General features: G+C 65.2%; 13 protein-coding genes and 1 pseudogene. 1 reads left to right on the forward strand and 13 read right to left on the reverse strand.

Annotation, left to right across the window (positions count from 1 at the left end):
- The 13 genes and pseudogenes from D578_RS15135 to ffh form a co-directional block, all read right to left on the reverse strand.
- Window positions 1-479 (reverse strand): annotated as a pseudogene (locus tag D578_RS15135) (energy transducer TonB); the annotation flags it as partial.
- Window positions 480-836: 357 nt separating this feature from the next.
- Window positions 837-1319 (reverse strand): peptidylprolyl isomerase, encoded by a 483-nt coding sequence (locus tag D578_RS0100010; protein ID WP_018947975.1) that lies wholly within the window; start codon window positions 1317-1319, stop codon window positions 837-839.
- Between the two features lie 108 nt (window positions 1320-1427).
- Complete coding sequence (gene htpG, locus D578_RS0100015; RefSeq protein WP_018947976.1) at window positions 1428-3338, reverse strand: molecular chaperone HtpG; 1911 nt, start codon at window positions 3336-3338, stop codon at window positions 1428-1430.
- Window positions 3335-4243: a 23S rRNA (adenine(2030)-N(6))-methyltransferase RlmJ gene (locus D578_RS0100020; protein ID WP_018947977.1), complete on the reverse strand. Its 909-nt coding sequence runs from the start codon at window positions 4241-4243 to the stop codon at window positions 3335-3337. Before D578_RS0100020 ends, htpG begins: the two co-directional genes overlap by 4 nt.
- A 90-nt stretch (window positions 4244-4333) precedes the next feature.
- Window positions 4334-5020, reverse strand: a complete 687-nt coding sequence (gene soxX, locus D578_RS0100025; RefSeq protein WP_026289088.1) for a sulfur oxidation c-type cytochrome SoxX — start codon at window positions 5018-5020, stop codon at window positions 4334-4336.
- Between the two features lie 240 nt (window positions 5021-5260).
- Window positions 5261-5953, reverse strand: a complete 693-nt coding sequence (soxX, locus tag D578_RS0100030; RefSeq protein WP_018947979.1) for a sulfur oxidation c-type cytochrome SoxX — start codon at window positions 5951-5953, stop codon at window positions 5261-5263.
- 28 nt (window positions 5954-5981) lie between these two features.
- Window positions 5982-6791, reverse strand: a complete 810-nt coding sequence (soxA, locus tag D578_RS0100035) for a sulfur oxidation c-type cytochrome SoxA (protein WP_018947980.1) — start codon at window positions 6789-6791, stop codon at window positions 5982-5984.
- A 442-nt stretch (window positions 6792-7233) separates the two neighbouring features.
- The gene (locus D578_RS0100040) at window positions 7234-7800 is read right to left on the reverse strand and encodes a methylated-DNA--[protein]-cysteine S-methyltransferase (protein WP_018947981.1); all 567 of its coding nucleotides are present in this window, start codon (window positions 7798-7800) and stop codon (window positions 7234-7236) included.
- A 23-nt stretch (window positions 7801-7823) separates the two neighbouring features.
- Window positions 7824-8180 (reverse strand): 50S ribosomal protein L19, encoded by a 357-nt coding sequence (gene rplS / locus D578_RS0100045; RefSeq protein ID WP_018937248.1) that lies wholly within the window; start codon window positions 8178-8180, stop codon window positions 7824-7826.
- 9 nt (window positions 8181-8189) lie between these two features.
- On the reverse strand, window positions 8190-8957 hold the full coding sequence (gene trmD / locus D578_RS0100050; RefSeq protein WP_018947982.1) for a tRNA (guanosine(37)-N1)-methyltransferase TrmD: 768 nt from the start codon (window positions 8955-8957) through the stop codon (window positions 8190-8192).
- A 10-nt stretch (window positions 8958-8967) separates the two neighbouring features.
- Window positions 8968-9477, reverse strand: coding sequence for a ribosome maturation factor RimM (gene rimM / locus D578_RS0100055; RefSeq protein ID WP_018947983.1), 510 nt, complete (start codon window positions 9475-9477; stop codon window positions 8968-8970).
- A gap of 37 nt (window positions 9478-9514) precedes the next feature.
- Entirely contained in the window at window positions 9515-9778 is a 264-nt protein-coding gene (gene rpsP, locus D578_RS0100060) for a 30S ribosomal protein S16 (RefSeq protein ID WP_018947984.1), read from the reverse strand.
- Window positions 9779-9913: 135 nt separating this feature from the next.
- Window positions 9914-11302 (reverse strand): signal recognition particle protein, encoded by a 1389-nt coding sequence (ffh, locus tag D578_RS0100065; RefSeq protein WP_018947985.1) that lies wholly within the window; start codon window positions 11300-11302, stop codon window positions 9914-9916.
- 199 nt (window positions 11303-11501) lie between these two features.
- On the opposite strand from ffh, the gene D578_RS0100070 reads away from it, so the two are divergent.
- Window positions 11502-12302: an inner membrane protein YpjD gene (locus tag D578_RS0100070; RefSeq protein WP_018947986.1), complete on the forward strand. Its 801-nt coding sequence runs from the start codon at window positions 11502-11504 to the stop codon at window positions 12300-12302.
- Window positions 12303-12398 lie beyond the last annotated feature (96 nt).

Here is a 12398-nt window from a genome sequence, read left to right on the forward strand (position 1 = left end):
GGCTCCGGCTCCGGCTCCGGCTCCGGCTCCGGCTCCGGCTCTGGCTCTGGCTCTGGCTCTGGCTCTGGCTCCGGCTCCGGCTCCGGCTCCGGCTCTGGCTCCGGCTCTGGCTCTGGCTCCGGCTCTGGCTCTGGCTCTGGCTCTGGCTCTGGCTCCGGCTCTGGCTCTGGCTCTGGCTCTGGCTCTGGCTCTGGCTCTGGCTCTGGCTCCGGCTCCGGCTCCGGCTCCTTTATCGTCTCGGTCATGGCGTCGGGTTCAACCACCGCCGCTTCTTGCCCGGTCGGGTCAGGCAACACCGCGTCCAGTTCGACCCAGTGCGCCTCCATGCCCCCGCCCCGGGTGCCGGCCAGTTCCGGCCCGGCATCCCGCATCACCCACAGCGAACCCAGCACCGCACCGTGCAGCGCCAAGCTGACGGCCACACCCAGTGCCAACGCACGGCGTCCGCCGGAAGGGGATATGGAAGAACGGTTGGCCATGGTTGAGCAAGCTCGCCGCAGGACACGAATGTATGGACGCCGACGCCCAAGAGACACCGATCCACTCACACATCGGCGCGCGTGGATCGTGCATCTCCCTGGATCCGACTATCGCGGCTGGCCGGCGGATTGCCAAGCCACGGCCCACGAACAGAGCGGACACTACAATTAATGCGAATGGTTTTCAATACCAGTCGCAAGTGGCGCCGTTCGCCCTGGATCGAGGCGCGGTAGTCCCGGCTGCCTTTCCGCGAACCCAGAACAACAAAACCCGCCCCGGAAGCACCGGGGCGGGTCGAAAAAGGCGGCTACTGCGCCTTAGCGGCTAGGCCGGCGGGTCTCGCCGGCCAGGCGCGATCAGTGCTCGTGACCGCCCTCGCCGTGGGCGTGGCCGTGCTCCAGCTCTTCGGCGGAGGCCTCGCGGACTTCGACGATCTCGACGTCGAAATTCAGGGTCTCGCCGGCCAGCGGGTGATTGCCGTCGACCGTGGCGGTTTCGCCCTCGACCTTGGTCACGGTGACCGTCAGCGGGCCGTTTTCGGTCTGCGCCTGGAACTGCATCCCCGGCTCGACGGATTCGACGCCCTGGAACGCCTCCATCGGGATCTCCTGAACCATGGCGTCGATCTTCTCGCCATAGCCTTCTTCCGGAGCAACCTTGGCCTGAACCTTGTCACCGGCGCCCTTGCCCTCGAGCTCGCGCTCCAGGCCCGGGACGATCTGGCCGTTCCCGTGCAGGTAGGCCAGCGGCTCGCGGCCTTCGGAGCTGTCGATCTTCTCGCCAGCGTCGTTGGTCAGGGTGTAGTGGATGGCCACCACGGCGTTCTGCGCGACTTGCATGGGCTTTGCCCTCTTAATACATGAACTTCCAAGGGTAACGCGGAATGTCGCTCCGCGTCAGGTCCACCCGCCGGACACGCGGTTTCCGGCGGGTAGGGTACTTTCTTGTCAGGCGGCCTTCTGCAACAGCAGCCGGTTCAACCGCGCGACGAACCCGCTCGGGTCCTCCAACTGCCCACCCTCGGCCAGCAGGGACTGATCGAACAGCAGGGAGGCGAGGTCGTTGAACTCGTCGCCTTCGGCCGCCTTCAAGCGTGCCACCAGCGGATGGCCCGGGTTGACCTCCAGCACCGGCTTGCCGGAGAAGGTCTCCTGACCGGCCTGCTTGAGCAGTTCCTGCAGATACAGCGCCATCTCGTGCTCGCCGAGCACGATGCAGGCCGGGGATTCCACCAGCCGCCGCGAGGGCCTCACGCTGTCGACGCGGTCACCCAGGGCCTGCTGCAGGCGTTCGGGCAGATCGCCCAGGTCGTCGTCGACAGCCTGTTCGCCGGTCTCGCTCTTCTGCGCGGCGTCCTCGCCGATGATCTTGTCGAGGTCCAGATCGCCCTTGGCGACATTCTTGATCGGCTTGCCATCAAACTCGCGCAGGTGCGACAGCAGCCACTCGTCGACCCGGTCCGACAGCAACAGGACCTCGATCCCGTGCTTGCGAAAGATCTCCAGGTGCGGGCTGTTGCGGGCGGCGGAGACGTTGTCGGCGGTGATCACGTAAATCGCCTCCTGGCCCTCCTTCATGCGCTCGAGGTAATCGGCCAAGGCGACGTTCTGGGTGTCGTCGCTGTTATGGGTGCTGGCAAAGCGCAGCAGCTTGGCGATCGCCTCCTGGTTGGCGACGTCCTCGCCGGGACCTTCCTTCAGCACCCGCCCGAAATTCTGCCAGATCTCCGCGTATTTCTCGGGTTCGTTCTTGGCAATGCCTTCCAGCAGGCCGAGGATCTTTTTCACCGAGCCGGAGCGGATCGAGTCCACCAGGCGGTTGTCCTGCAGGATCTCGCGCGAGACGTTCAGCGGCAGGTCCGCGGAGTCCACCACCCCGCGCACGAAGCGCAGGTAGTTGGGCAGCAGCTTGTCGGCGTCGTCCATGATGAACACCCGCTTCACGTAGAGCTTCACCCCGTGGCGGGCATCGCGATCCCACAGATCGAACGGCGCGCGCTTCGGGATATAGAACAGCGTGGTGTATTCCTGCCGACCCTCGACGTGGTTGTGGCTCCAGGCGGCCGGGTCCTCGAAATCGTGCGCGACATGCTTGTAGAACTCGCGGTATTCCTCGTCGCTGATCTCGCTCTTCGATCGAGTCCACAGCGCGCTGGCGCGGTTCACCGTCTCCCACTCGTCGGTCGGGTTACCTTCGTCATCCTGCTTGCGCATGCGGATGGGGAACGCCACATGGTCCGAGTAGCGCCCGATGATATGGCGCAGACGCACGGTTTCGAGAAACTCGCCGGCGTCTTCCTTCAGGGTCAGGGTGATCTCGGTGCCGGCCTCGGCGCGCGCGCACGGCGTGATGGTGTATTCGCCATCGCCGCGGGACTCCCAGCGGGTACCTGCATCCGCTTCGCTGCCGGCACGGCGCGTCTCCAGACGCACGTGGTCGGCCACGATGAACGACGAGTAGAAACCCACGCCGAATTGCCCGATCAGCTGGGAATCCTTTTTCTGGTCGCCGGTCAGCTTCTCGAGAAACGCCTTGGTACCCGAACGCGCGATGGTGCCGATGTGTTCGACCACCTCGTCGCGCGACATGCCGATGCCGTTGTCGCGCACCGTCACCGTTTGCGCCTCCGGATCCACCTCGACGTCGATCGCCAGCTCCGCCGGCTGCGGGATCGCGTCCGGCTGGGCCAGGGCCTCGAAACGCAGCTTGTCACAGGCATCGGCGCCGTTGGAGATCAACTCACGCAGGAAGATCTCGCGATTGGAATAAAGCGAGTGGATCATCAGCTGCAGGAGCTGACTGACCTCGGTCTCGAAGCGGCGGGTCTCGGTGCTGGATTCGGTCTGGGTTTCGGTCATGGCGTGCGTGTCCCTTGATTGTTCTCGACACGACGCAATGTAGGGTCGCCCGTCCCGTTTTCAAGGACCGCGGCCTGGTAAAGCCCCCCCGCTCCTTCCGGGTCCAGCAGTGACCAGACCGGCGCGAGCAGCTCCGGAAGCTGCTCCTCCAGCTGCCACGGCGGACGCAGCACCAGCATCCCGGAGCCCGCCAGTCCGAGGTGGCGCTCCGGGTCGGCGGCGGTACGCAACTCGCTGACCAGCCACGGATCGTCCAGCTCCGCACGTAACTGCTCGCGCATCGGGTGGTCCGGCCGGCCCGCGAGGATGGGGTACCAGACCAGGATGATCCCGGTGTTCCAGCGCTGGCGAATGGTCGCCACCATCTCCGCCACCTCGCGATACTCCGACTTGCGCTCGTAGGACGGGTCCAGCAGGACCAGACCGCGGCGAGGCTCCGGCGGAAACAGCGCCCGCGCGGCCTCGCGCGCGTCACGCTTGTGCACATGGCAGCGTGAATCGCCGGCGAGGCGCGTCTGCAGCCGGTCATATGCCTCCGGATGGAGTTCGCAGGCGATCAGACGATCGCGTTCGCGCAACCGCGCCTGAATCAGCAACGGGGACCCCGGATATTCCGTAAGGCGCGGGGCCTTCGGCTGCATCCCCCGCAGCGTCTGCAGGAACGTGCGGCCCGCGGATGGCAGGACCTGATCCGCGGACCACAGACGTGCGATACCGGCTGCGGCCTCGTCGGTCTTGCGCGCCCGCGCGCTGGTCAGGTCGTAGCCCCCGGCGCCGGCGTGCAGATCCAGTGCAACGAAGGGCTTGTCGCGCCCGCGCAGCGATTCCAGCACCTGCCAAAGGACCAGGTGCTTGTGCACGTCGGCAAAATTGCCGGCGTGGTAGTCGTGTTGGTAGCTGAGCATGCGTCCCTCAAACAAAAAGCCACCGCGAGGGTACCCGCGGTGGCTCAAGAAGGGCAGCCCGGAAGGACCGCCCTCGACCGTGTGAACGGCTTACTGGTTGACCGGCGAGTCCGGATCCAGAAGATACGCCATGACGTGCGCGATCTGTTCCTCGCTGAGGAAGTTGTTGCGCCCGAACCGCGGCATCTTGGTGCACGGGAAGTACTGGTGGGGGTTGGACACCACCTGGTGCACGTAATTTACCACCGAACTGTCATTACCGCGGGTCGCCCCATAACCGGCCAGGCTCGGGCCCAGGGTGCCGTAAAGCTCCTCGGCCGGATCCATCTGGTGGCAGGCATAACAGTTACCACCTGCCTCGCGGGTGCCATGGTCATCGTTTCGATGACCGATACGGTAGCCATACCCGGAGCGCGCCAGCTCGGCGCCACGGCGCCAGTTGCCCAGGCGCGGACCACCCGGCGGTTCCTCGTAGCTCTCGCGGGCCATGGCGATCACCTCGCCCGCGGTCCCGGAATCCGGGTCGCCCTCGATCGAACAGGCGGCCTGAATGCCGTCCTGCACCATGCGATCGCGAGCCGATCCCCCTTCCTGTGCCTCCTGCTCGAAACGATAGCTGTCCGTTTCCAGCACAAGGTGATCTGCCAATTCGTCGGCGCTCATCGCCGTAATATCGACTTCGCCACTGGTCTCGCCCATCCAGCCATCGCAACCCGCGATCAGCACAGTGGACGCCAGAACGGCCAAGCCCGCCCCAACTGTCTTGTTCCTAAGCATCCCTGATGTCTCCTCTTGCGTCGGCTATTGCCGCTTCTCGCCGATCATCGTGCCGGCGTCTTCCAGGCGTAGGCCCGGTTGCCTCCAGGCCCGATGGAGAACAGGTCCCGGATCAACGGCCCATGGCCGCAAAGTAGATAGACCCATGCGCGGGTCCGTCAGGAAAAACCACCGCGGGCCATCCCGCGGTGGTTCAAAAAAGGGCAGCCCCGGAAGGCTGCCCTCGAACCAGCGTGTGGCTTACTGGTTGTTGACCGGCGACTCCGGATCCAGCAGGTAAGCCATGAGATGGCTGATCTGCTCGTCGCTCAGGAGCTGGTGACGGTCGGAGTTGAACCGCGGCATCTCGGTGCACGGGAAGTACTGGTGAGGATTGGAAATCACCTCGTGCACGTAGTTCAGCACCGCTTCGCTGGTACCACGGTTGGCACCGTAGTTCTGCAGGCTCGGGCCGATGGTCCCCTGCTCGGACACCCGCGGGTCGAACACGTGGCAGTTGTAGCAGTTGCCACCCTGCTCACGCTGGCCGTGATCATCCGTGTTGTGACCCTGGCGATAGCCGAAGCCGGAATTCGCCAGTTCCGCACCCTTGCGCCAGTCACCCAGCTCGACGCCGCCTTCCGGACGTTCGTAGCCGGCACGCGCCATGGCCACGACGCGGCCGGCGGTTTCACCATCCGGATCGCCTTCCATGGAGCAGGCCTTCTGCAGTTCGTCCTGGGTCATGCGATCACGCCAGGAACCGCCTTCCTGCATCTCCTGGTCACGGAAGCTGTCCGTTTCGAAGATGAGATGTTCGGCCAGCTCGTCCGCGCTCATCGCGGTGATGTCGACAGCCGAATCCTTGCTTCCATCGGCAACGGCGCAACCAGCGGCGAGGGCGACGGATGCGAACGCGGCCATGCCGGCCGCAACAGCATTCTTTTTAAACATACTTGGTGTCTCCTATTGCGTCCGTAGATTACCGCTTCAGGTCAGGCAGGATGGCCGGTTCGCCACGCGCTGCATCGTTCCAGAACGAGATCAGGGCAGTGTTGACCGGGGTATCGTGCTTGATACCTGCGTGACGCATCTGCCACACGCAACCACGGATACGGTGGTTCTGGCTACGCACGTTGTCGTGGCCGGCACGGTGGGCGGGCCAGGAAACAGCCTTGGTCCATTCCTGCCCATCGCGCATCTGCGGAAGGACGGAGGCACGGATCTGCTTGCCGGAATCGCCATGGCAGCTGGCGCAGTTGAAGTCCATCGCGCCACCGCGGCGGAAGAACAGCTTCTCGCCCGCATCACGCATGGCCTGCTCCTGCGGATGATCCAGCGGCGGATTCCAGGCCATGCCGGAGGACTGGTGGGCAATATAGGTGGTCAGCTTCATGATGTCGGAGCCGTTGCCGTGACGCTGGCCGACGGCGGCGTCATCGCTGGTGAAGCCCTGCAGTTCCTTCATGCAGTGCACCAGGCGCTGTTCGAAGTCCATCACCTTGTCGGTGTCTTCGAAGTAACGCGGCAGTTCGACGTAGGCGCCGTCCAGCTCGCCCGGCCCCTTGCCGAAGTCGCAGCCTTCCAGGGAGACGTTGTTCGGGCCGCGCTGGGCGTAGAACAGGTCCTCGCCTTCCTCGACCAGCCACAGGGCCGGGTTGTCCGGCATCATCATGATGTTCATTTCACTCTGATGCAGATACTTCGAATCGGGGTTGTTCTGCAGCAGGTTCTGCAGGACATCATTGGGATCTTGCCATTCGCCGGCCTGAGCCGCAGCCCCAACAGCCATTGCTACGGGCAACGCAAGCAATGCTTTCTTGAACATGGAAACCTCCATCACACGGGTTTTTTTCGATTGAGCCCGGGACTCATCTGGCCCGGACCTGTGTAGCAGAGTGCTGAACCCGAGTCCGTGCTGTCAACACAGAAGACTATATTAGAGTTTCCTAAAAGTCTGTTTTACAAAGGTTCTTGGGCATCAACACCGAAGGGCAGACGATGAATCCCCCTTTATTATTCCCGCCTTTCCGGAATTTTTTTCAGGAGCCGTTCAGGCGCGGCCTGGCCGACAACCATCTGATGTCGCGAGTGAATACCCGGGGGAGTGGCCAGCCCGAGCATGACGGGCTAACGCAGCGTCCACGGAATACCGGGCGAATAAAGGGACATAGACTCAAATCCAGTGCGCGTACGGGCATGGATCGGTGAGTTTCGAACAAGCCGCGGCGGGGTCAATCGCGACCCAGGACACCCTCATGGAACAGCAACAGGCGCTTCACCTGGGCCAGCTCGCCGACCTGATCACCGGCGTAACCGCCGACATCGCTGGAAGTACGAAAACGCGAGGACACCACGCGGTGACAGGGAATGAACAAGGGCCAGGGGTTGGCACGGCAGGCCTGCCCCACGGCACGGGGCGCAGAACCCACGCGGGTCGCGATCTCGGAGTAGGTGCGCACCTCGCCTACCGGGATCTCCGACAAGGCGGCCCACACCCGACGCGCATGGGCGCTGCCGGGTGGTACGGCCGACGTCGGGCGCCAGGCCGTGGCATCACGGCCGTATTGTTCCGGGTCAAAGCGCGGCGCCTGGAGATCCGCGCTCGGGATATCCACTAACGGCGCCAGATCCTGGGGGTCGTCCGGATCCTGCCAGTCGCAGGCCAGGATTTCGCCATCGGCAGATTCCAGCCACACAAAAGCCAGCGCGACTCCGGGAAGGAGGCAGCGCTGGCTGCGGGTCATCGGACCTGCCGACATCGAATAGCGAAATGCCAGGGGTGACAGGGGCCCGGCCATGCGCCGCGCCCCGTCCGGTCGCGTTATTTCGCGGCCTTGACGTCTTCCTTGATACGGGCGGCCTTGCCGGTACGGTCGCGCAGGTAGTACAGCTTGGCGCGACGCACCTTGCCGCGGCGCTTCACCTTGATCTCGGCGATCTGCGGGCTGTGGGTCTGGAAGGTTCGCTCCACACCGTTGCCGTAGGAGACCTTGCGCAGGGTGAAGGCGGAGTTGAGGCCGCGATTGCGCACGGCGATCACCGCGCCCTCGAAGGCCTGCAGACGCTCGCGGTCACCTTCGCGGACCTTGACCTGCACCACCAAGGTATCGCCGGGCCCGAAGGCGGGCACATCCGACTTCATCTGCTCGGCTTCCAGTTCCTGAATGACGTTATTCATTGCTCGACCTCAATCATCGCTTTCGGTGCGCGAGCCGCCGGTATGGCCACTCGCACGGTATTCGTCCAACAGGGCCGCATCTTCGGCCCCGAGTTCCAGCCGGGCCAGCAGGTCCGGCCGTCGGGTCCAGGTCCTGCCCAGAGCCTCGCGGCGGCGCCAGCGCCGGATCGCACCGTGATCGCCCCCCTTCAGGACCGGTGGCACGGTTCGCCCGGCGACCGTCTCCGGGCGCGTGTAGTGCGGGCAATCCAGAAGCCCCGCACTGAACGAGTCCTGCTCGGCCGAGTCCGCATGCCCCAGAACCCCCGGAAGCAGACGGGCGCAGCCATCAATCACTGCCATCGCCGCAAGTTCGCCGCCCGAGAGCACGAAATCGCCCAGCGACCATTCGGCGTCGACCTGCGCCTCGATGAAGCGCTCGTCGATGCCCTCGTAGCGTCCGCAGACCAGGGCGACCCGCGGCCGCCCGGCCAGTTCACGCAACATCGCCTGCCGGATCGGCCGCCCCTGCGGGGTCAGTGCGATCACGTGCGGCGCGGCTTCGGCATCCGCCCGCGCCGCATTCAGCGCGGACGCCAGCGGCGCGTATTGCATCACCATGCCCGGACCCCCGCCATATGGCCGGTCGTCCACGGCCTGGTGGAAACCGGCGCCCCAGACGCGCGGATTCCAGTATTTCAATTCCAGCTGGCCGCGCTCCACGGCCCGCCCGGTCACTCCGGATTCGCCAACCGCCGCGACCAGTTCCGGAAACAGCGAGATGACGTCGAAACGCATCCGCGCCGCTTCAGAAGTCCGGGTCCCAGTCGACCCGCACGCGGCGAGCCTCCAGATCCACGTCCAGCACGTACTGTTCGCGAACCCAGGGGATCAGGCGTTCCCGATCCCCCTGGACCACCAGCACGTCGTTGGCACCGGTCTCGATAAAACCCGAGATGGTACCCAACGCCGTGCCGTCGTGATTCTCGACCGCCATGCCCAGCAGATCGGCCCAGTAGTAGGCGCCATCCTCGGCCGGTGGCAACCAGGCCCGCTCGATCGCGAGTTCGGCACCAATCAACCGGTGTGCCCCATCGCGATCCGCGGCCTCGCGAAACTTCATCACGACGCCGTGGCCATGGCCACGGCCGCCCTCGACGTCAACCAGGCGCCAATCGCTCCCGTGCTGCATCCACAGCTGCGGGAACTCGGTGATCGCGGCGCGCGGCGCGGTCTCGGAAAAGACCCGGACCCAACCCTTGACGCCATAGACCCCGGACACACGTCCGACGCGGATACGCTCATCCGCCTCATTCATGACCGCAGCCAAGTGTCAGTACAGCGGCCGGGCGCCCTCAGGCCGCCGCGGACTGCTGCTGCTTGCGGTAGCCCTTGACCAGGTGATTCACACGCTCGGACATGCCGGCGCCGTGACCCAGCCAGTGGTCCACGCGCTCCAGATCGATGCGCAGCGGTTCGTCCTGACCGCGGGCCACCGGGTTGAAGAAACCGATCTGCTCCTTGTAGCCGCTATCGCGACGAGCGCGGGAATCGGTAACCACGATCGAATAAAATGGGCGCTTCTTGGCGCCGCGGCGTAGCAGGCGAATCGTAACCATGTAGTGTTGAACCCCGTGAGTCCGTTTTCTCGAGAAAACGCGCGATTATAACGAATTCGACCGACAACACAAGGGAGAACTCAGGTCTCCCTTGTGTGCCAGGCCGCCGCTCGCGCGTGCTTTAGGTAGTTTCTACTAGCGAAACGGCATCCCGCCGCCGGGGCCACCCATGCCCCCCATGCCGCCCATCTTGCTCCCCAGGGCCCGCATCATCTTCGATGCGCCGCCCTTGGAGAATTTTTTCATCGCCTTGCTCATTTGGGTGTGTTGCTTGAGCAGGCGATTCACATCCTGTATCTGGGTGCCGGAACCGGCGGCGATACGGCGCTTGCGCGAGCCCTTGATCACCTCCGGGTGACGGCGCTCGCGCTCGGTCATCGACGAGATCACCGCCATCATGCGACCGATCTCCTTGTCATTGGCCTGATTCTTCACCGCATCCGGCAGCTTGCCGCCGCCAGGGAGCTTCTCGAGCATGGAGCTCATGCCGCCCATCTTCTGCATCTGGCCCAGCTGGTCGCGCAGGTCGTTCAGATCGAAGCCGCGCCCCTTCTTCAGCTTGCGGGTCAGCTTCTCGGCCTGATCCTGGTCGACCTGGCGGCTGGCCTCCTCGACCAGCGACAACACATCGCCCTTGCCGAGGATGCGCGAGGCGATGCGCTCGGGGTGGAACGGCTCCAGGGCATCCGGGCGCTCGCCCATGCCGATGAACTTGATCGGCACGCCGGTGATCTGGCGTACCGACAGCGCCGCGCCACCGCGGGCATCGCCGTCCGCCTTGGTAAGCACCACGCCGGTCAGCGGCAGGGCCTCGCCAAAGGCGCGCGCGGTGTTCGCCGCATCCTGCCCGGTCATGGCATCGACCACAAACAGGGTCTCGATCGGGTCGATTGCCTTATGCAGGGCCTGGACCTCGGCCATCATGTCCTCGTCGACATGCAGGCGGCCGGCGGTATCCACCAGCAGGACCTCGATACCCTCGCGGCGGGCGCGGGCGACCGCATCACTGGCAATCGCCTCGGGCTTCTGACTCGTGTCACTGGGATAGAACGTGACTTCGACCTGGCCGGCCAGGGTCTCCAACTGCTGGATTGCTGCCGGACGATAGACGTCACAGCTGACCACCGCGACCTTTTTCTTCTCGCGCTCGCGCAACAGGCGCGCGAGCTTGCCGATACTTGTGGTCTTGCCGGCACCCTGGAGGCCGGCCACCAGCACCACGGCGGGCGGCTGCTGCGCGAGGTTCAGCGAGGCGTTCTCGCCACCCATGGTCGCGATCAGTTCGTCATGGACGACCTTGATCAGGGCCTGGCCGGGGGTCAGGCTGCCGATGACCTCCTTGCCCAGCGCCTTTTCCTTGACGTCCTTGATGAACTCGCGCACCACCGGCAGGGCCACGTCGGCCTCCAGCAGCGCCATGCGCACCTCGCGCATGGCCTCCTGGACATTATCCTCGGTGAGCCGCGCCTGACCCTTCAGGCGCTTCATGGTCTCCTGCAGGCGGCTGGAAAGGCCGTCGAACATCACGCGTCCTCGTCTGAATCAGCGGCGGTCGGTGCACATCCACCGACCACGGGACCGCACAGTATACCGGTCTCGCGCTCCGGGATGCAGGCCCGCCGCTGAGCAACCGGTCGAGAGATCACAGCCGGGCACCCAAACTGACGCCGGAACGGCCGTCACCATGTGCAATCCGCCCGCGTAGCAGCGATAATCCGGCGTCATGATCATTGCCATCGGACTCCTCGCCGTCGCGCTGTATCTCGTCACCGCGGGCTACCTGGTTGTCACCGCCCGCCGGCAGCCGCTGACACCTGGCCAGCCGCGTGCGCCCCTGGCCCTGTGGGGGCTCGCGCTGCTCGCCCATCTGGGCGCATTGCTGCCGATGGTGCTGACCGATACGGGACTCAACCTGTGCCTGGGCAATGCCCTGTCGGCCTCGCTGTGGCTGGTGGCCGCGCTGCTGTGGCTGACGAGCTGGCGCCACCCCCTGGCGATCCTCGGCGTAGTCATCCTGCCGCTGACCGCCCTGGCGGCCCTCACTGCCCTGCTGTGCGACGGCGACGCGCGCTATGCCACCTCGGCCGGGATTGATCTGCACATCCTGTTCTCCGCCCTGGGCTGGGCCTTCCTCGCCCTCTCCACCGCGCAGGCCGCGGTGATGGCCGCCCAGCACCGGGCCCTTCACAACCACCACGCCTCGGGCTTCGTGCGCGCCCTGCCCCCGCTGTTCTCGATGGAGGTGTGGCTGTTCCGGATGATCTTCATCGGCTGGCTGTTCCTCGGGCTCAGCCTGCTGTCCGGGTTGCTGTTCGTGGACAATCTGTTTGCCCAGCACCTGGTCCACAAGACCACCCTGTCGATCCTGGCCTGGCTGATCTTCTCCACCCTGCTGATCGGCCGCTGGCGTCTCGGCTGGCGCGGCACCCGCGCACTGGCCTGGACCACCGGCGGCTTTGTCGTGCTGGTGCTGGCCTATTTCGGCTCCAAGCTGGTACTGGAAGTCATCCTCGGACGCATCTGAACGCGGTAACCGCGGCTTGACACCCCCGCGGGCCTTGCCTGAAATGATCCTGATCATGCAGCCCCGCCCGTCCGCCCACCCCTGACCGCAGGCCGC

The organism is Thioalkalivibrio sp. ALMg11, from assembly GCF_000377905.1.
GTDB lineage: Bacteria > Pseudomonadota > Gammaproteobacteria > Ectothiorhodospirales > Ectothiorhodospiraceae > Thioalkalivibrio.